The organism is Candidatus Pelagibacter sp. PS_40 (assembly GCF_059417765.1).
The window spans coordinates 526,943-547,246 of sequence record NZ_CM182064.1 but is presented as its reverse complement, the minus strand read 5'-3'; the positions used below and the strand labels follow the sequence as shown (position 1 = coordinate 547,246).

At 28.7% G+C, this 20,304-nt stretch carries 18 protein-coding genes and 3 tRNA genes; 5 read left to right on the top strand and 16 right to left on the bottom strand.

What is annotated here, in order from left to right:
* Positions 1-9 precede the first annotated feature (9 nt).
* Complete coding sequence (locus tag AC5SLW_RS02805) at positions 10-327, top strand: HesB/IscA family protein (protein WP_006996950.1); 318 nt, start codon at positions 10-12, stop codon at positions 325-327.
* Complete coding sequence (xth, locus tag AC5SLW_RS02800) at positions 327-1,103, top strand: exodeoxyribonuclease III (protein ID WP_494575686.1); 777 nt, start codon at positions 327-329, stop codon at positions 1,101-1,103. The genes AC5SLW_RS02805 and xth overlap by 1 nt, the downstream gene beginning before the upstream one ends.
* Here xth and AC5SLW_RS02795 read toward each other — a convergent pair.
* Genes AC5SLW_RS02795 through AC5SLW_RS02785 form a run of 3 tightly spaced genes read right to left on the bottom strand, consistent with a single transcriptional unit; the run spans position 1,095 to position 2,868 of the window.
* On the bottom strand, positions 1,095-2,093 hold the full coding sequence (locus AC5SLW_RS02795) for an Ldh family oxidoreductase (RefSeq protein WP_494575684.1): 999 nt from the start codon (positions 2,091-2,093) through the stop codon (positions 1,095-1,097). The two genes, xth and AC5SLW_RS02795, sit on opposite strands and share 9 nt — an antisense overlap.
* A gap of 14 nt (positions 2,094-2,107) precedes the next feature.
* On the bottom strand, positions 2,108-2,506 hold the full coding sequence (locus AC5SLW_RS02790; RefSeq protein WP_006996953.1) for a hypothetical protein: 399 nt from the start codon (positions 2,504-2,506) through the stop codon (positions 2,108-2,110).
* Positions 2,506-2,868 (bottom strand): Fur family transcriptional regulator, encoded by a 363-nt coding sequence (locus tag AC5SLW_RS02785; protein WP_494575682.1) that lies wholly within the window; start codon positions 2,866-2,868, stop codon positions 2,506-2,508. Before AC5SLW_RS02785 ends, AC5SLW_RS02790 begins: the two co-directional genes overlap by 1 nt.
* A gap of 112 nt (positions 2,869-2,980) precedes the next feature.
* Between AC5SLW_RS02785 and AC5SLW_RS02780 the strand changes: the two genes are divergently transcribed.
* Positions 2,981-3,202 carry a DUF6552 family protein gene (locus AC5SLW_RS02780; RefSeq protein WP_494575680.1) on the top strand — a complete coding sequence of 74 codons (222 nt, stop codon included), beginning with the start codon at positions 2,981-2,983 and terminating at the stop codon, positions 3,200-3,202.
* Positions 3,203-3,256: 54 nt separating this feature from the next.
* On the opposite strand, the gene AC5SLW_RS02775 is transcribed toward AC5SLW_RS02780, so the two are convergent.
* The 3 genes from AC5SLW_RS02775 to AC5SLW_RS02765 are packed head-to-tail and all read right to left on the bottom strand — an operon-like array spanning position 3,257 to position 8,807.
* Positions 3,257-4,462 (bottom strand): sugar phosphate nucleotidyltransferase, encoded by a 1,206-nt coding sequence (locus AC5SLW_RS02775; protein ID WP_494575678.1) that lies wholly within the window; start codon positions 4,460-4,462, stop codon positions 3,257-3,259.
* Positions 4,462-6,180: a dihydroxy-acid dehydratase gene (gene ilvD, locus AC5SLW_RS02770; RefSeq protein WP_494575676.1), complete on the bottom strand. Its 1,719-nt coding sequence runs from the start codon at positions 6,178-6,180 to the stop codon at positions 4,462-4,464. Before ilvD ends, AC5SLW_RS02775 begins: the two co-directional genes overlap by 1 nt.
* Complete coding sequence (locus AC5SLW_RS02765) at positions 6,180-8,807, bottom strand: valine--tRNA ligase (RefSeq protein ID WP_494575674.1); 2,628 nt, start codon at positions 8,805-8,807, stop codon at positions 6,180-6,182. The genes ilvD and AC5SLW_RS02765 overlap by 1 nt, the downstream gene beginning before the upstream one ends.
* A gap of 127 nt (positions 8,808-8,934) precedes the next feature.
* Here AC5SLW_RS02765 and AC5SLW_RS02760 point away from each other — a divergent pair.
* A tRNA-Cys gene (locus AC5SLW_RS02760) sits at positions 8,935-9,008 on the top strand.
* A 50-nt stretch (positions 9,009-9,058) separates the two neighbouring features.
* Positions 9,059-9,134: transfer RNA gene (locus tag AC5SLW_RS02755), tRNA-Asn, on the top strand.
* 112 nt (positions 9,135-9,246) lie between these two features.
* On the opposite strand, the gene AC5SLW_RS02750 is transcribed toward AC5SLW_RS02755, so the two are convergent.
* From AC5SLW_RS02750 to AC5SLW_RS02705, 10 genes are all read right to left on the bottom strand, one after another.
* On the bottom strand, positions 9,247-9,618 hold the full coding sequence (locus AC5SLW_RS02750) for a helix-turn-helix domain-containing protein (protein WP_018414103.1): 372 nt from the start codon (positions 9,616-9,618) through the stop codon (positions 9,247-9,249).
* Positions 9,619-9,792: 174 nt separating this feature from the next.
* On the bottom strand, positions 9,793-10,527 hold the full coding sequence (locus AC5SLW_RS02745; protein WP_020169391.1) for an amino acid ABC transporter ATP-binding protein: 735 nt from the start codon (positions 10,525-10,527) through the stop codon (positions 9,793-9,795).
* 3 nt (positions 10,528-10,530) lie between these two features.
* Positions 10,531-11,811 carry an amino acid ABC transporter permease gene (locus tag AC5SLW_RS02740; RefSeq protein ID WP_027306937.1) on the bottom strand — a complete coding sequence of 427 codons (1,281 nt, stop codon included), beginning with the start codon at positions 11,809-11,811 and terminating at the stop codon, positions 10,531-10,533.
* Positions 11,811-12,956 (bottom strand): amino acid ABC transporter permease, encoded by a 1,146-nt coding sequence (locus AC5SLW_RS02735; protein ID WP_006996964.1) that lies wholly within the window; start codon positions 12,954-12,956, stop codon positions 11,811-11,813. The genes AC5SLW_RS02740 and AC5SLW_RS02735 overlap by 1 nt, the downstream gene beginning before the upstream one ends.
* Before the next feature lie 65 nt (positions 12,957-13,021).
* Positions 13,022-14,062: an amino acid ABC transporter substrate-binding protein gene (locus AC5SLW_RS02730; RefSeq protein WP_011282064.1), complete on the bottom strand. Its 1,041-nt coding sequence runs from the start codon at positions 14,060-14,062 to the stop codon at positions 13,022-13,024.
* Between the two features lie 170 nt (positions 14,063-14,232).
* Positions 14,233-14,309, bottom strand: a tRNA-Arg gene (locus AC5SLW_RS02725).
* 31 nt (positions 14,310-14,340) lie between these two features.
* Positions 14,341-15,750, bottom strand: a complete 1,410-nt coding sequence (locus tag AC5SLW_RS02720) for a TrkH family potassium uptake protein (RefSeq protein WP_494575670.1) — start codon at positions 15,748-15,750, stop codon at positions 14,341-14,343.
* Positions 15,751-15,754: 4 nt separating this feature from the next.
* Entirely contained in the window at positions 15,755-17,146 is a 1,392-nt protein-coding gene (gene trkA / locus AC5SLW_RS02715; RefSeq protein WP_011282062.1) for a Trk system potassium transporter TrkA, read from the bottom strand.
* The gene (locus AC5SLW_RS02710; RefSeq protein ID WP_027306935.1) at positions 17,147-18,502 is read right to left on the bottom strand and encodes a sigma-54-dependent transcriptional regulator; all 1,356 of its coding nucleotides are present in this window, start codon (positions 18,500-18,502) and stop codon (positions 17,147-17,149) included. It lies immediately after the preceding gene.
* Entirely contained in the window at positions 18,502-20,283 is a 1,782-nt protein-coding gene (locus AC5SLW_RS02705) for a sensor histidine kinase (RefSeq protein ID WP_494575668.1), read from the bottom strand. Before AC5SLW_RS02705 ends, AC5SLW_RS02710 begins: the two co-directional genes overlap by 1 nt.
* Positions 20,284-20,304 lie beyond the last annotated feature (21 nt).

Sequence of the window (20,304 nt, the reverse complement as noted above, 5' to 3'; positions counted from 1 at the left end):
TGTTGTTATATGATTAAAGAAATTAAATTTACAGATAAAGCTATAAAACAGATTAATAATTTGTTGTCTCAAAAAGATCCAGGGTCATTTTTTAGAATCGCTATTAAAGGCGGTGGTTGTTCAGGTTTTCAATATGAGTTTACTTTTGACAAAAAATTAGAAGCTGACGACTTAAAACATGAAAATATTCTTATAGATAAAACTTCAGCAGACTTATTAAAAGGTTCAGAAGTGGACTTTGTTTCAGAACTAATTGGCGATCAATTCAAGATCACTAACCCACAAAGTAAATCTTCTTGCGGTTGTGGTGTTTCTTTCTCTATATAATGATTATTACATCTTGGAATGTAAATTCTGTTAGAGCAAGAATTGAAAATATTAAAGAATATCTTCAAAAATTTTCTCCAGATGTTGTTATGATGCAGGAAATTAAAACACAAGATGAGACTTTTCCCTATGATGATTTTTCAGCATTAGATTATGAGAGTCATGTATTTGGACAAAAAAGTTATAATGGTGTTGCTATTATATCCAAATACAAACTAGAAAATGTTAAAATAGATTTGATTAAAGATAAATTGAAACAATCTAGGATTATTTCAGCTGAACTAAAGCATAAGAAAAAAAATATTCAACTGATTAATATTTATACTCCAAATGGTAATCCTGTAGATACTGATAAATACACTTATAAAAAAAACTGGTTAGATAAATTAATTAAACAATTAAAAACTCTTTCAAAGAAAAATGAAAATATTATCTTAGCTGGAGATTTTAATATTCTTCCCTCAGCTGAAGATGCTTATAATATTAAAGGGTTTGAAGATGATGCTTTATACAGACTTGAGATACGAAAAAAATTTAGAGAAATGATTAATCTGGGTTTTCATGATGCCTACCGTCACATTCATGGTGAAAAGGAAGGCTATACTTATTGGGATTATATGAGAGGTGCTTGGCAGAAAAATAATGGATTAAGAATTGACCACTTCTTAGTATCAAATTCTTTATTAAATATAGTAAAGAATGTTAATATTAATAAAGATCCGAGAGGAAAAGAAAAACCTTCTGATCACACACCTATTGAAATTGAATTAGCTTAAAGATTTAATTTTATTAACGAGTTCTTCATTAATATTTCTTGGTCCTTTATTTAATCTATTTATATGTCTTCTTTCTCCTGGAAGCCTAACACCCTCCATAGCTGACATTTTACTAAAAAATTCATCTGCGTGTTTATCCCAACCTTTACTAGAAATTTTATCTGGTGAGATTGCCAAGATAAATTCACCACCACTTGGAGGACCACCATCGTTATTATCTTTAGCAGCAGTTTCAAAACTAAAATTTTCACCTATTAATGCTCCAGCTAATAATTCAACCATCATTGCAATACTAGATCCTTTATAGCCTCCAAAAGGAAGTATAACTCCACCATCAGCTATTTCTCCAGGATCGGTTGTTTCTTTACCCTCTTTAGTTAAACCCGTTCCAAGGGGAACTTTGTGCCCTTCTCTTTTTGCAATTTGAACTTCACCCATTGCCATTGAAGCAGTTGCCATATCATAGACAACAGGAGTTTTACCAGGTCTAGGCCAAGCAAAAGAAATTGGATTTGTTCCATATAAAGGTTTCGTAGCACCCGCTGGTGCAACAGCTGGCTTATAAGATGTGCAAGCAATACCAACAAGTCCTGCTTCAGCAATAGCTTCAGTTTCAGGCCAAAGGGCTGCCATATGATGTGAATTTTTTATAGCAAGAATTGCTACACCATTTTTTTTTGCTAAATCAATAACTGCAGGTAATCCTAAACTTAAAACCATAGGAGCAACTGCATTGTTGCCTAATACTTTAATAATACTTGGAGCAACATTTTTTAATTCGGGTCTTGCCTTACCATTAATTTTTTTACTTTTTAAGCCTGCTACATAAGCTGGTAATCTAAACAAACCATGAGAAACAGAACCATCTCTTTCAGCTCTCATAATAGTATCTGCTAAAATACTAGCATTTTCCTCATCACAACCATTAGCTAATAGTGTTTTTTTGGCTAGTTCTAAAATTTCTTTTAATGTTAAGGGAACTGTACTCATCCCAATATTAAATATTATTTATGCTTGCTTTTCAAATCTTTTTTTAGATCTTCGTGATCACCAACAACATTATGGTATTGGCTTTTCGTTACATATTTTTCTAAAAAAGGTACCGCTAATAAAGGTAAGAAGCCACCAAGAACAATTCCAAAGGCAGCACTTTTTAAATTTGGATCAAGTAAGGCTGCTATAAAGTCTGCTATAATATGAGCTAAAACTATTCCAATTATTCCAGCAATAGCACCATTAGAAACTAATTTCAAAAAACGGTTTATGCTCCAACCTGAATAAAAACCAATTAATGGTATTAAAGTATGAACAAAACCAAATACAAATCCTCTTAATATTCCATATTCTTCTATAAGTTCTTCTAAAAAATGAAGAAATTCTGGTAATTCATGTGCATGTTCCATTAGTTACATCTCCTACATATCGTTGAGACTTCAAGCTGAAAATTGCTGAAGTCATATTTTTTGATTGGGTTTTTTTTAAATATTGTTTCAAATAATTCTGATTTAAGCTCTTCTGTGTCTCCACAATCTCTACAAATAGCTATAGATGGATTATGCTTAACATGCTCATGACTACACAATACATAGGTCTTATTTTGATTAGATTTATGTATCTTATCTTCTTCAATTAGTTTTTTTAAAGATCTGTAAACAGCCATTGGCTGTATCTTTTTAAATTTTTGAAATTTATCTAATATTTCATAAGCCGTTAAATGCTTTTTAGATTTCTTAATTATATCAAAAACTATGTCGTTATTATTCATTATGTTATGTTATAACATAACACTTTTTTATGTCAATACCCTAGTAATAAAGGTTTTTGTTTGTTCTATAATTGTAATAAATTCCTAACAAATCTTACATTTAAAGGAGACTATGTTTATAAAAAAATACCTAAAATGGATCAGCACTGCTTTAATATTAACTGGAATATTATTAACTAACTTAAATATCTACCCTATTAACATCTACTTCCATGGACTTGGAGTTATTGGTTGGACAATAGCTGGTTTTATATCAAAAGATAAGGCTATATTAACAAACTTTGGGTTACAGATACCATTATTTTTAATTGGAATTTATAAAATTATTTTTTAGGATCAATTGAACTGAACAAGCTGTATCTTATATCTTTACGTAGCTGTATTAATTTTATTTAGCACGACCATACACATCTTGAAACCTGACAATATCACCTTCTTTTAATATCGATCCAACTTGTGCTTCAATAATTTTAACAGGCTTTGTGCCTTTATTTTCAATTCTATGAATTGCTTCTAATGAAATGAATATATGATCATTTTTTTTTCTAAAAAAACTATCTTTATTAAGTGTAATTTTAGGCGTTCCTTGAGTTACAAACCAATGTTCTGATCGATGATGATGTTTTTGTAAACTTAAAATACCTTTAGGTTTAACAAATAGTTCTTTGATTAAAAAACCTTTACCTTCAAATAAATTAACGTACCTACCCCAAGGCCGGTAATAAACATTTTTTTTCTTATAATATTCGTTCTTATTTTTATCATACATTTTTAAGATCTCTTTCCAGCTGCCAAGATCTGACCAAGGAATGTCTAATTTAATAGCATTAATTTGCTTGGTTTTTTCTAAAATTGCATAATCAAAAGATTTTGCTGTAGCTTTTTCAAATGAAGCTTTATTTAAGTAATACGTATTATCTTTAAGTTTAGCTTTTGAAACAGCATTAAGACAATCTTTATATATTGTTGGTTGGTATTTTTTAAAGTTATTTATTATTGAGTCTTTTCTCAAAAAAAACATACCAGAATTCCAATAACCTTTTTGTTTAATGACTTGTTTAGCTTTAGCTTCTTTTGGTTTTTCAATAAATTTTGTTACTTTATTAATATTTCCTTTAACTTTTTTTGTTAAAAAATAACCATATTCACTCGATGGTGATGTTGGTTTAATTCCAAAGATGAATATATTTTTGTCTGTTAAATTAGTTTTATTCTTATTGATAGCTTTATTAAAAATGCTTGCTTTTTCAATTAAATGATCTGCTGCAAAAAACATTAAGGGTTGTTCATTTGGAATATCTTTAATTAATGCTGATGCAAGAATTGCTGGTGCTGTATTTCTTTTTGCAGGCTCTAGAACAATTTTATATCTACTTATCTTATGTTTCTTAAGATGTTTTTTAACTTCTTTTAAATATTTAAGATTTGTACTTATGATAGGTGAATCAAAAGTTGAAGATTTAACTCTATCAAGAGTTTTTCCTAATAAAGTCCAATTACCAAAATCAATAAATTGTTTAGCTTGATGATTTTTAGAATTAGGCCAAAGTCTAGTTCCTGCTCCGCCACATAAAATAACGGGTTTAATTTTCATTAAATATCAGCGTAAACTTTTACTTCTTTTCTTTTACCAGGATGTGTTGGTGCACCTAAATAGGCAGGACCTACTGTTTGAGCATACTTCCAAATAGTACCAGATCCAAAACTTGATTTTTTTGCTTTCCACTTTTTACGTCTTGTAGCTAATTGTGATTTAGTTAGTCTAACGTTAATAGTCCCTTTTTTGGCATCTATATCAATTACATCACCATTACGTAAAAGAGCTAAAGGGCCGCCTAATGCCGCCTCAGGACCAACATGACCCACACAAAAGCCCCTCGTGGCACCTGAAAACCTTCCATCAGTAATTAAGGCAACCTTCTCACCCATACCTTGTCCATAAATAGCACCCGTTGTTGAAAGCATTTCTCTCATACCAGGTCCCCCGACTGGTCCTTCATAACGAATGATAATTACATCACCTGCTTTATATTTTTTATTTTGCACACAAGCCATTGCAGCTTCTTCATTATCAAAACATCTAGCTTTTCCGGTAAATTGTAATTTTTTTAAACCAGCAATTTTAACAATTCCACCATCAGGAGCTAAGTTACCTTTAAGGCCAACAACTCCTCCATCTGGTGATAAGGGATTATCATAAGCTCTTAAAACTTTTTGTTTAGGATTAAATTTAATATTTTTTAAATTTTGTTTCATCGTTTTTCCAGTAACCGTCATGCAATCACCATGAATAAAACCACCATCAAAAAGAGTTTTTAATAACATAGGAACTCCACCAGCTAACCACATATCTTTTGCTACATATTTCCCACCTGGTTTTAAGTCAGCAAGATAAGGAGTTTTTTTAAATATTTTAGCTACATCCATTAAATCAAACTTAATTCCAATTTCATTAGCAATAGCTGGTAAGTGTAAAGCAGCATTCGTTGATCCACCAGTAGCCGCAACTATTGTTGCAGCATTTTCTAAAGATTTTTTTGTAACAATATCTCTTGGACGAATATTTTTTTTTAATAAGTTCATTACAGTCTTTCCACTTAATAAAGCATACTTGTCTCTTTCTTCATATGGAGCAGGTGTTCCAGCTGAATAAGGTAAAGCTAAACCAATAGCTTCAGAAACGCAGGCCATAGTATTTGCAGTAAATTGACCTCCACAAGCGCCAGCACTTGGACATGCAACCAATTCTAATTTTCTTAATTCTTTAGCGGACATTTGCCCTGCTGAGTGTTTTCCAACCGCTTCAAATACATCAACAACAGTTACATCTTTACCTTTGTATTGACCTGGAAGTATTGAACCACCATAAATAAATACACTTGGGACATTTAATCTAACCATTGCCATCATTAAAGCAGGTAAAGATTTATCACATCCTGCAATACCAACTAATGCATCATAACAATGACCACGCACAGTAAGTTCAGTTGAGTCTGCAATTACTTCACGAGAAATTAAAGACGACTTCATTCCCTCATGACCCATCGCAATACCATCAGTTACAGTTATTGTACAAAATTCTCTAGGAGTTCCACCTGAAGCTCTAACACCTTTTTTAACTGATTGAGCTTGTCTCATTAAAGCAATATTACAAGGAGCAGCTTCATTCCAAGTTGACACAACACCAACAAAAGGTTTTGCTACATCTTTTTCCGTTTCACCCATCGCATAGTAAAATGATCTATGTGGAGCTCTATCAGCACCTAATGAAGTATGTCTGCTTGGTAATTTCTTTTTATTAAATTTTGCCATTATATACCCTTTATAGTTATTGATATTCTCTCAACATCATTTTTTAAATTATTATAATTAGTTTTTTCCTGATCAACAATATCTTTTGGTGCTCTATCAACAAAGCTTTTATTAGCTAATCTTTCTGATATCTTATTCATTTCCTCTTGGTATTTATCTTGTCTTGTAGTTAAGTTTTTTTTAATTAATTTTAAATCAACATCTTCATCAAAATATACTTTAAACAGATCTCCAGAAACCATCAATGTAGCCGCTGGTTTATCTAAATCTTTATTATGTAAATTTCTAATACGACCAAGTTTTTTAAGAATAATTTCATTATCAATAAAAAATGATTGCTCTTTTTTACTAACAGTTTCTATTGAAATATCTATAAATGACCCAGGGCTTACACTTAATTCATTTTTAAACGATCTTAATTCTGAGACTATACTTATAATCTTCTTTACTTGATTATTAGATGAATCACTTTCAAGCTCTCCAGAAGGCCAATTAGCTAACATTAAAAAGTCTTTACCTGAGTTATCAAATTTATTATTTAGCCAAATTTCTTCAGTCACGAACGGAATAAATGGATGTAATATTATTAATATTTGTCTAAACACATAAGCAGATACCTGTCTTACTTCATCTTTTGCTTTTTCATCTTCTGAAAATAGGATTGTTTTAGATAGTTCTAAATACCAATCACAATAAGAGTGCCAAGTGAATTGATAAGCATTTTTTGCAGCTTCATCGAACCTGTAATCTTTTAGATTTTTTTCAATTTTATTTTTAGTTTCTATAAGTTCAGAATAGATCCATTTATTAATATTAGTTGATAAACTTGGTTTTTCATCAATTTTAGAAAAATCACAATTATTGGTAATTAAAAAATTATTTGCATTCCATAATTTATTTAAAAAATTTCTATAACCTTTAACTCTATCTTCAGAAAGTTTTACATCTGTTCCAGGTGATGCCATTGAAAGTAAAGTAAATCTTAAAGCATCTGCACTATATTTTTCAATCAAATCTAAAGGGTTAATTATATTTCCTTTAGATTTAGACATTTTCTGTCCTTTCTCATCTTTAACAAGGGCGTGAACATAAACATCTTTAAAAGGTTCTTTGTCTAGAAACTCCATTCCAAACATAATCATTCGAGCTACCCAGAAAAATATAATATCAAATCCTGTAACAAGTACTGATGTAGGGTAAAATTTATCAACATATTCTTTATCATCAGGCCACCCTAATGTAGCAAAGGGCCATAAGCCTGATGAAAACCAGGTATCTAATACATCTGGATCACGAATTAAATCTACTTCTTTATTGTAGAATTTTTTGGCTTCAGCTTTTGCTTCAACTTCATTTATTGCAACGAAGATTTTTTTATCTGGCCCATACCAAGCTGGTATTTGATGTCCCCACCAAAGCTGTCTTGAAATACACCATGGCTCAATATTGTTCATCCATTGAAAATAGGTTTTTGACCAATTAGCAGGAAAAAAATTAGTTTTTTTAGAATTAACTATATCTTTAGCTTTAACTGATAATTTTTTTGCATCTACAAACCATTGTTCTGTTAAAAAAGGTTCAATTATCGAGTTAGATCTATCCCCATAGGGAACTTTATTTTTTATATTTTCTTCCTTAACAAAGAATTCTTTTTCTTTAAGTTCTTTTAAAATTCTTTTTCTAGCTTCAAATCTATCAAGGCCAATATATTCTTTGGGAGCATTATCATTAACTTTACCACCTTCAGTAAAAATATTTATGATTTCTAAATTATTTCTTTGTCCAACTTGATAGTCATTAAAATCATGAGCAGGCGTTATTTTTAAAGCACCAGTTCCCATCTCTGGATCAGCATAATCATCTTTGATGATTTTTATTTTTCTTCCAACAATTGGAATTGTTACAAATTTATCAACTAAATGTTTAAATCGATCATCTTTAGGATTTACAGCAATGGCTGTATCACCCAACATAGTTTCAGGTCTAGTTGTAGCTATAGTTATAAAATCACTAGAACCTTCAATTGGATATTGAATGTAATAAATTTTAGAATTAACTTCTCTTTGATCAACTTCTAAGTCAGATATTGCAGTTTTTAAAACCGTATCCCAATTAACTAGTTTTTTATCCTTATAGATTAAACCTTTTTTATGAAGCTCTACAAAAACTTTTAAAACTGATTTTGAAAGATTTTCATCCATTGTAAAAGCATTTCTCGACCAATCACAAGAGCAGCCTAATTTTTTTAGTTGATTTAAAATGATATCACCATGTTCTTCTTTCCATTCCCAAACCTTTTCTATAAATTTTTCCCTTCCAATTTGATTTTTATCAATACCTTCATTCGTTAATTTTTTCTCAACTAAAGCCTGTGTAGCAATACCTGCGTGATCTGTTCCTGGTTGCCATAATGTTTCGTAATTATTCATACGGTGATATCTAACCAAAAGATCTTGAATTGAATTATTCAAAGCGTGCCCCATATGAAGGCTACCTGTTACATTGGGTGGAGGTATAGCCACTGAAAATTGTTTCTTATTTTTAATGGGTTTAAATAAATTATTTTTTTCCCAATAAGAATAAATCTTATCTTCAACATCTGTATGTATGTATTTGTCGTTACTCATGGTGATAATAAGTTTATAATTTAATAATATGATTTAACAATAATCATTTTGAAAGCTTATTTGGTAGACTAATTTTATATATTTAATATATAAAAGGCTCTCTATTTGTTTTAAATTGAGATGAAAAGGCATCGTGGCGGAATGGTTACGCAGAGGATTGCAAATCCTTGTATCCCAGTTCGATTCTGGGCGATGCCTCCAAAAAAAATGTTGTTTTACTCTTAAAAAAAAGTAAGTTGTGTTTTTAATATTCCTCGGTAGCTCAGTTGGTAGAGCAGTTGACTGTTAATCAATTGGTCGCAGGTTCGAGTCCTGCCCGAGGAGCCAAAAAAATTACTTTCTTTATTATTGATAAATCTTATTAAAAAAGAACTTAAAATTATTAGTTTATTTATATGAAAATATTTAAATTTATTGGGGTCTTAAACTATGATTTATATTAGCCTACTTTTGAAACTCCAATATTTGAAATTTGTAAAGATTTACTAAATTTTAGTTTTTGATCGTTACTAAGTTCAGAATATAATTTAACTAAAAAATTATAATTTACATTCATGTGACCTTCTTGAGATCTTTCTAGATTTATTAAATATTCTGAAAAATCTTCAAAAAAATAATTTACTGGAACTTTTAAATAATTTGCTAATTGAAGAAGTCTTATTGAGCTAACTCCATTAGTTCCTTTTTCATATTTTTGAATTTGTTGAAAAGTAACATTAATTGCTTTTGCAACTTTTGTTTGCGTGAGACCTAAAGCTAATCTTCTTAGCTTTAACTTGTTACCTAAATGTTTGTTAAAATTATCTTCCATTAAGACCCCTCTTAAAGTTTGTTTTTAAATATGTATTCAACTAATTTTTTACTGTTATCGCAACACAAAAATTTTTTTATTTTAGAAAATTAGGTACAAAAATACAAAATGTGTCAAGAGTTTATGAAGTAAAATTTATAAATAAAATTGTTGATATATGAGCCTTTAAAAGACTTATAAAATTTGGCTTAAAAAAAGTTTAGTACGATCATTTTTGGGATTAGCAAAGAAGTCTTTTGTTGTGGCCTTTTCAACGATCATTCCCTCATCCATAAAAATCATTTGATCAGCTACCTCTTTAGCAAAGCCCATCTCATGAGTTACAACAATCATCGTCATACCTTGTTTTGCTAAATTAACCATAACATCTAGCACTTCTTTAATCATTTCAGGATCTAATGCTGATGTAGGCTCATCAAATAACATAATTTTAGGTTCCATACAAAGTGCTCTTGCAATGGCAACTCTTTGTTGCTGTCCGCCTGATAATTGACCTGGAAACTTTTGGGCTTGATCTAAAATTTGTACTTTTTCAAGGTGTTCTAAAGCTAATTGCTCTGCATCTTTTTTTGGCATTTTCTTTACCCAAATTGGAGCTAACGTACAATTGTCTAAAATAGATAAATGAGGAAATAAATTAAATTGTTGGAAAACCATTCCAACTTCAGCTCTAACTTGTTCTATATTTTTTGTATCTTCTGAAATTTCAGTGCCATCAACAATAATTGATCCTTTTTGATGCTCTTCTAGTCTATTAATACATCTAATTAGTGTAGATTTTCCAGATCCAGATGGTCCACACACAACGATTTTTTCTTTAGGTTTAACTTCAAGATTTATTTCTTTTAATACTTGAAAATCCCCAAACCACTTGTTTACATTTTGAATTTGAATAATTGAATCTGACATAATTTATCTATCTGTTTTATATTTTAATTCTAATTTCTGGCTATATTTACTCATACTATAACAAATAATCCAGAATATTATTCCAGCAAATACATATCCTTCCATCGAAAATCCTAGCCATTCGGGATTAGTTTTAGCTAAATTTAACATACCAACTACCTCTAAAAGACCTACTACAAAAATTAGTGGTGTATCTTTTACAAGTGCTAAGAACGTATTCGCTATTCCTGGAATTACTAATTTTAAAGCTTGTGGAAGAATAACAAAAATATGAAGTTTCCAGTAACCCATACCAAGTGATTTAGCTGCATCATACTGGCCTCGCGGAAGTGCTTGTAATCCTCCCCTTATAACTTCAGCTGTATAAGCTGCTTCAAATAAAGTAATTGCTACAACAACTCTAATTAGTTTATCTACATATGTTCCATCAGGTAAAAACATTGGAAACATTACAGCTGACATAAATAAAACTGTAATTAAAGGAACACCTCTCCAAAATTCAATGAATGAAAGAGATGAATATTTAACAACGGGTAAATCAGATCTCCTACCAAGAGCCAGCATCATGCCAATTGGAAAACAAAAAATTAATGAGAAAAAAGAAACTATAAAAGTTAAAGATAAGCCACCCCACGCACCTGTTTCAACCCACTCTAGTCCAAAAGAACCTCCTGAAATCAAATAGTAGATTAAGATAAAAGAAATAATTGGTAATATAAGGGTGTAATAAAGAGAAAGATAATTTCTAAATTTAGCAGGTACAAAAAATCCAGCTGCCATAAAGACTAATACAGTAATAAATGTAATATTAATTCTCCATTGTTCTGCATTAGGATACATTCCATACATAAATCTATTAAACCAAACTTTGATATAAACCCAACAAGCACCACCACCTGTACACGCTTCTTTAGTGTCACCAGAAATATTAGCATCAAAAATGAACCAATTTAATAATGGAGGAAGTGAAAATATTATAAGAAAAATAATACACAAACTTAAAGCTGCGTTAAAATTACTTGGGTTAATATTTTTATTAAGACTATCTAAAATTTTAATACCTGAAAATTCAATTCTAATAAAATGAAGACCAATTACCCCAAAGATTAAGGGAGTAAAAAAGTTAATAAACCTAGGTAAGAAAGAGGTAATATTTGTACCAAAGAAATTATTTAAACAAAAATCAAAAATACCTAAGAAAAAAAATAAAATTCCAATAATAAGAGAAGTATTTCTATTTATTTGAATTTTAGCTTTTGGTAAATCAAGATTTTTTGAATTCATTATTTTTCCTTTATCGCTATTCTTTGGTTGTACCAATTCATTAGTAATGAAATTGCTATACTAATAGTTAAATATGTGGCCATTGTAATACCAACAATTTCAATTGCTTTTCCTGTTTGCATCATAGCAGTACCTGCAAAAACCAAAACTAGATCTGGATAAGCAATTGCTGCTGCTAAAGAAGAGTTTTTGGTTAAATTTAAATATTGATTAGTAGTAGGTGGTATAATTATTCTTAACGCTTGAGGCATAATTACTAATTTCAAAACTTGGCTTGGTGTTAAACCAATTGATGCAGCAGCTTCTTTTTGCCCTTTGCCAATACCTTGAATACCTGCTCTTACATTTTCTGCAATAAAAGTTGCCGTATAGAGAGTTAAGGCTAAAGTTAACGCAATTAGTTCAGGTGGTATACCCATACCCCCATCAAATGTGTAAGAAGATTGTGACATTTTTCTTAATTCTGGAAAGCTAAAAGATAAATCAACACCACCTACTAAAAATGTTAACAGTGGTAGACCTATAAAAATAGCTAATGAGACAATTAATACAGGCAACTGTTTTCCCTCTTGTTCTTGTTTCTTTTTTGCAAATTTGACAAAAAAGAAAATTAAAATCATTGCAGCAATTAACGTTGTAAAAAAAATATCGAAATTTGTCCAAATTGGAGCTGGTGTATAAAGTCCCTTTATAGTCATAAAAGATGAACCTAATAATAATGTAGCATCTTGAGGCATTGGCAGAGCTCTTAGGGCTGCAAAATACCAAAAGAAAATCTGTAATAATAATGGAACATTTCTAAAGAATTCTATGTAAAAAGAAGCAGTTTTTCTAATCAAATAATTTGGGGATAATCTTGCAACACCAACAATAAGACCCAATAATGTAGCTAAAATAATTCCAATGAAAGCTACTAAGAGTGTATTTAATAATCCAACAAGATATGCTCTTGCATAAGAGTGTGACCCATCATAATCAATTAAAGAAAATTGTATATCAAATGATGCCTCTTGGGTTAAAAAACCAAAACCAAACTGAATACCTCTTGTATCCATGTTCTCTTGAGCATTCATGGTAAAGAAACCAAATATTAAAACTATAAATAATAATGTTAATAGTTGAGGTAAGATTTTTTTTAATTTCATGTGATGAGTATTATAAAAAAAGGGCTAGATAAATCTAGCCCTTTTTATGTTTTGTTAGATAATAATTATCTTGCTGGTGGTACGTATAGTAGTCCACCTTTAGTCCAAATTTGGTTTGGACCTCTGTCAGGTAAAATACCAGTATCAGCGATATTTCTCTTGTAGCTTTCTCCATAATTACCAACTTGTTTGATAATTCTTAAGCTCCAATCGTTATCTAAACCAAATGCTGCACCTAATTCACCTTCAGAACCAACAAGTCTTTTGATTTGTGGGTTTTCAGAAGTTTTCATCATGTCAGCGTTTGCAGAGTTAATACCGTACTCTTCAGCTTCGATCATTACGTTTAGAGACCATCTTACGATGTCTTCCCAAACTGCATCACCTTGACGTACAACAGGTCCTAGAGGCTCTTTAGAAATAGTCTCTGGTAACACTACGTGATCATCAGGGTTAGTCATTTTTGTTCTTTGTGCTGCTAGACCAGATTTGTCAGTTGTGTAAGTATCACATCTACCTGAGTCATAAGCTGCAACAACTTCATCAGCTTTTTCGAAAGCTACTGGCTCATAAGAAATTCCTTTTGAATTAAAGAAGTCTCTCATGTTTAGTTCAGTTGTAGTACCAATGTTAGTACATGCTGAAATTCCATTTTTGAATTGGCTCGTAGAAGTAATTCCTGAGTCTTTTCTTACCATGAAACCTTGGCCATCGTAGAAGTTAACTCCAACGAATGTTAAACCAATGTCAGCATCTCTAGAAAGTGTCCAAGTTGTGTTTCTTGATAAGATATCAATCTCACCAGAAGTTAGAGCTGTGAATCTTTCTTTAGCACTTAGTGGAGTGAACTTAACTTTGTTCGCATCACCTAATACTGCAGCAGCAACCGCTCTACATACATCAACGTCAACACCAGTCCAATTTCCAGCAGCATCAGCATTTGAAAATCCAGGTAGACCTTGAGATACACCACATCTTACGAAACCTTTTTTCTGAGTGTTCTTAAGAGTTTTTGACTTCTTAGCGGCCATTGTTTCTGTTGTAAAAGTAAACAGAACTGCAACCATAGCAACTAGAGAAGTTAATTGTTTTACGTATTTAAACATATTTTATTCCTCTGTTTTATTTATTTATTTGTTAACAAATAATTCAAAATGATTTGAATTAAGTGAGATGTTTAACATTTTATAACTAGCATCAAAATAAAAATTTTGTTTTTAGAATTATTCTAACAATATGTGGTGCTACATTAAGAACAATGTGTCACATATAGTGATGGTGCGCTCTGGTGGACTCGAACCACCGACCCTCGGTTTAGAAAACCGATGCTCTATCCAGCTGAGCTAAGAGCGCAAATTAATATTAGTATATTTATAGTACGAATTTAATTTTTAAAAAGAAATTTTTTACAAATAATTAATAAAGTTAGAAGCTCTAGTCTACCAATAATCATAAATAAAATTAGATAATACTTAGTGATAAAATGTAGATCATAAAAACTAAAATCAGCCAACCCAAACATTGAGGAGTTTACTGTATTCATTATGGTTAATATTGAGAGTTTAAAAGAGCTTTCAAAATCAATTCCGCTTAAAGTTAATAAAAATGTTAAAATTAATAAAGAAATTATAAAAACTATTACAGATAAAAAATATTTATAAATTTCATCTAATTTGAATGTATCTTTTGAAAACAAGTGTTTATTTATGTAAATATTTTTAGGTCTACTGTAAGAAAGAATTTCGTTAATTGAATATTTAAATAAAGAATAGATTTTTAAAAACCTAATACCAGAACTTGTCGAAAAAAAAGATCCTCCAATAATAACAAGTATTAGAAAAACAAAAGATAAATTACTAGAAGAATTATTAAGAGAAAAACCTACATTAGAAATACTACTTGTTAAGGATAAAAATAACTCACTAAAATTATTTTCAAAATTTAAAAATACAAAAAAAATAATCAACAAAAATAAGAAATAAAACAACAGATGAATATCTTCATTAAAGAAATTAAGATTATGGTTTTTTGTAAAGATTAAATTGTAAATTAAAAAAATACTAAAAAAGGAAGATAGTAATAAAATTGATATAATTATAACTTGAGAATTATTGACCAATAAATTAGACAAATTATTAGATGGTAAAAAACCACCTGATGAAATTATGGTCATTGCTAAATTTAGAGAATTAAATAACCTAATATCAAATAAACTTAAAATTATAAAAATTGAAAGTGTAATTAATGAATAAAATAAAAAAATTTTGAATGCTTGTTTGAATGTTTCAGATTTATTAAAAGATAAAAAATTAGTTAAAGATTTTTTAAAACTATGATCAAAAATATCAATTAAAAGTATTATAGAAAATAAAAAATAAAGACCCCCTATCCATTGAGATGCAGATCTCCATAATATTAAGCTTTGATCAATATGATTAATATTATCAAAAATAGTAAAACCTGTTGAGGTGAATCCAGAAATTGACTCGAAGAAAGCGTTAACAAAAGTTAAATTATAAATACTAAAATAAAAAGGTATAGAAATAACTAGTGGTAATAAAAAATAACCAAGAAGTATTGTTAATATTTTATCATATATAGTTATTTTTTTTTCATCATTATTTTTTGAATAATAAAATAATATTGTTAAAAGAATAGAGACTACAAATGTAATTATGTAGGTATTTAGATTTAGATAGAGGTTTAGATAGTAAGAGTAAGTGATATTAAAAAAAGCTAAAATTGAAACTATTCCAAAAAAAACACTCAAATAAATGAGTTTAAAGTATTTCATTAAATTAAATAGAGCTTATACGAAACATGTTTTCTACAACATGTAAGAAATCTTTATTAGCCAAAAGAACAACAATATCCTCTTTTTTAAATACAAAATTTGATCTAGGGATAATTACTTCTTCACCTCTTAAAACTGCACCTATTCTTATTTCATCTGGTAAGTTAGAATTTTTTAACTCTTTATTTACTAACTCTGAAGTTTCAATAATTTCAGCTTCAATAATCTCATATTCACCATTCAAAATACTATAAGCATTTTCAATAGTGCCTTTATGAATGTGTTTTAAGATACTTGATACAGTATTCATTCTAGGATCAATAAAATCATCAATTTTTAAAGAAGATTGTAAAAGAGAATAATTAGGCTTGTTAATTAAAGCCATAGTTCTTTTGTCACTTAATTCATCATTGTCTTTAGCAAATTTTTCAACCAATACACTTATCATTAAATTATCTTCGTCGTCATTTGTCAGAGCCAAAACAGTTTGAACCTCTTCTAAATTTGCCTCCAATAAAACTTCTTCATCTAAAGCATCTCCATTTATAACAATTGTGTTATTTAATTGACTTGCAATAAGTTCTGCTCTTTCCTTATCTTTTTCTATTATCTTAACTCTTGCAGAATCAAAACTTTCTTCTAAATTTTTTGCTAAGTTAAATCCTATATTTCCTCCTCCGATAATCAAAATTTTATTAGAAATTTTTTCTGTATGACCGAAGGCTGCTAAAGTTTCGTTCATTTGTGAGGCGTTAATTACAACATAAGCTTTGTCTTCTTTAAGCATTACGTCTGTTTTTTTTAATAAAACAAATTTTTCATCTCTAATTACACCCATTATATTAGAATTTAGTTTTGGAAATTTTTTTGTAAGCTCATTAAGTTTGATATCTTTTATTGGACAATTTTCATCTATCAAAATCTCAAGCAATCTAATTTTATTATTTGCAAAAGGAACATTATCTAGTGAACCAGGGGCTTCTAGTTTTCTTTGAAGTGACTTTGCTATCTCAATCTCAGGTGAGATAATAACATCTATCGGTAAATTTTCTTTATTATAAACTTTTGTAAATTTTGGATTTAAATAATCTTGTGATCTGATCCTTGCTATTTTTTTTGGAACATTAAATATTGAAAATGCAATTTGACATATCAACATGTTAATTTCATCATTACGAGTTACTGCGATAATCATATCAGCTTCGGTTGCGTTTGCCTTTTCCAAGATTGATGGATAAGTAGCTTTGCCCACAATAGACTTTACATCTAGTGTGTCATCAATCTTTTGTATATCTTCACTGGATTGATCAATTATGGTTATTGAGTGTCCTTGCTCACTTAAAATTTTTGCTATAGTAAAGCCCACTCTACCAGCTCCACAAATTATAATATTCATTTAGTTTAATTCCTTGATCCCTAAACCTTTAAGCTTTCTATGTAAGGCAGATCTTTCCATTCCAATAAAATCAGCAGTTTTTGATATATTGCCATTAAATTTTTTTAATTGTGTAGTTAAATACTCTTTTTCAAAATTTTCTCTAGCTTCTTTTAATGGTATAGATAAAGAGTTTTCTGATGGTATATTTCTAATATCAGGTGTTTTTAAAGATTCTTTAATAATATTTGAAATTTTATCATTATTATCAGGCGAAAGTATTGCTATTCTCTCTATTAAGTTTCTTAATTCTCTAACATTTCCTGGCCAATCATAATTGAGTAAATATTTATTATTTGTATCAATACTTAGTTTTTTTAAATTATAGTTTGTTGAAATTTTTTCAGAAAAATATTCAACTAACAAAGGTATATCTGAAACCCTGTCTTTTAAAGGGTCGATGTTAATTTCAAATACATTAAGTCGATGATATAAGTCCTCTCTAAAATTACCATTTTCTATTTCTTTTTTTATATCTTTACTAGAAGAACATATAATTCTTACATCAACGTTAATATCATGGCTGCCATTAATTCTTCTAAATTTTTGATCAATTAAAACTCTTAAAATTTTAGATTGAGTATCGAGTGGGATTTCAGAAATTTCATCTATTAAAAGTATACCCTTTGTTGATTTCTCTAAAGCGCCATAAGTTATTGAGCCATTATCTTTTTCTTCGCCAAATAATTCTAATTCATATTTTTTAATATCAAGTAATGCACCATTCAAAATAACAAAAGGACCCTTCTGTCTTTTGGATTCTTTATGTATTTTTCTTGCTATCAATTCTTTACCTGAGCCAGTAGGTCCATTGATAAAAATTCTACTTTCAGAAACTGATATTTTATCTATTTGATCTTTTATTTTTCTAAAATTGTCACTAACACCAATTAGTTCATAAGAATAAAAAAGTTTACTTTCAAATTCTTTATTCTTATTTTTAAGATTTATGTTTTCAACAGCTCTATTAACAAAGTTTAATAATCTCTCTTGATTAAAGGGTTTTTCAATAAATTCAAAAGCACCAGCTTTTAAAGCTTTGATTGCCATTTCAACATTCGCATGCCCTGTAATTATTATAACTGGAATATTTTTATCCTTAGTTTTGATGTGTGATAACAGCTCTAAACCATCATTGTCACTTTTATCTAACTTAACATCTATTATTGCAACATCTGGGAGTTTTTTATCAATCTCATTTAATGCTTGATTATAGTTTGCAGCTAATCTTGTTTTGTAACCAGCTTCAATTATTAGATCGTTAATAATGTTTCTAATATCTGCATTATCATCAATAATTAATATTTCAGTACTCATTATTTTGTAAATGTAATTTCAATTTTTGCACCCTTTTCAAGTGATATAAAATTTATTTTACCATTATGATCATTTATTATTTTATTAACAATAGACAAACCTAGGCCCGTACCTTTTTTTTTGGTTGTAAAATAAGGATTTAGAATGTCTTTTATATTGTTTTTAAATATTCCAAATCCTAATCCATTATCGATAATTATGAAGTTAATTATTTCCTCATTCTCATTTATAGAAATATCGATTTTTCCATTAAAATTAACATTATCAATTTTCTTATCCTGTATACTTTCAATAGAATTTTTAATTAAATTGAAGAAAACTCTGCTTAATTGTTCACTATCAGAGTTTAAAAGAATTTTAGATTTACTTGATTTAAAATCAATTATGATTTCATTATCTAATTCATTTATTAATTTAACATTATCTTTTATCAAAGAAACTAAATTGTTATTTTTGAGAATTGGTTTTGGCATTCTTGCAAAATCAGAAAATTCATTAACTAAATTTTCAATTTGTTTAATTTGTTTTCCAATAATTAATAAACTTTTGGAAAAATCTTCTTTTTCATGATCTGCTATTTTTTCAGAATATTTATTTTTCAATTTATCGATAGTTAATTGAATAGGTGTGAGTGGATTTTTAATTTCATGAGCTAATTTTCTAGCTAAATTTTCCCAAGCTTCGTGTCTTTCTTTTATTATAATTTTTTCTTGTTGTGATTTTAATTTATCTATCATTAAATTAAAATTTTGATTTAAAACCTCCATGTCTTTATCTGTTTTAATTTCTGGTACTTTAATATCTAGATTCCCTTTTCCAATATTAGAAGATGCAATAATTAAATTATTAATAGACCTAAAAAATCTTGATGAAAATCTTATAGCTATTGATATGGATAAAAATAATAATAGTGAAACTATAACTAGATAAATAAATACAAATGATATCTTAATCCCAGTTTGTTTGTTTAAAACTGTGTAGTAAAAATTAAGAGCTTCTTGAGATTCTAGTAAATATTGTGAAATTTTTTTATCTAAATACTTTACAATATATAAATACTTACCCTCAAAGTTTTCAAGCTTTATAATAGATGCTGTTTGATTTTTATAAGCATTAATAATTTTAAGTGGTCTTTTATCGTTTTGGACCATTTCTAAAGCATCACTTAAAGGAGGTGCATATAAAGTAGTATCTTCTAAAGTTGATAAATATAAATTTCCATTACCTTCAATAATATGAACTTCATCCATACCTCTAATTAGTTTTTGAGTTTTAAGAAAACTTTTAAATTGATTAATATTTGTATTTAAAAAATTGATACTTTTGTTTAAATCAAATGCTATTAAAATTATTTCTGATTGTGTTTTTGTTCTAACTTCCTCAGTATAGCTTTTTGCAATTTCATAAGAATTATTAACAGCTGTTGTTATTTTTTTATCTAAATATTTATCAAGAGCAAATGAAAGGAGAAATAATGAAAATAAAGAAATTAAAATCGAAGGAATTAAAGTAAATAATGCAAAGAATGTTATATACTTTCTATTGGCTTTAGAGCCACTTACATCAACATCTATCTTTAAAGAATTTCTTACTTCTGAAAATATCATAAAAAAAAGAAGTATTAACAATGCAATATTTCCAATTAATAATAGTTGGAGATTGTCATCAGATAATTTTAAAAAACTTTTATCAATAAACGTTAAAAAAGTTATAAAACCTATGAATAAAGTAATTAAAAATACTACAATGATGAATATATTTTTTTTAATAAAATCAATCATTTTGAACAATATAATGTGTTA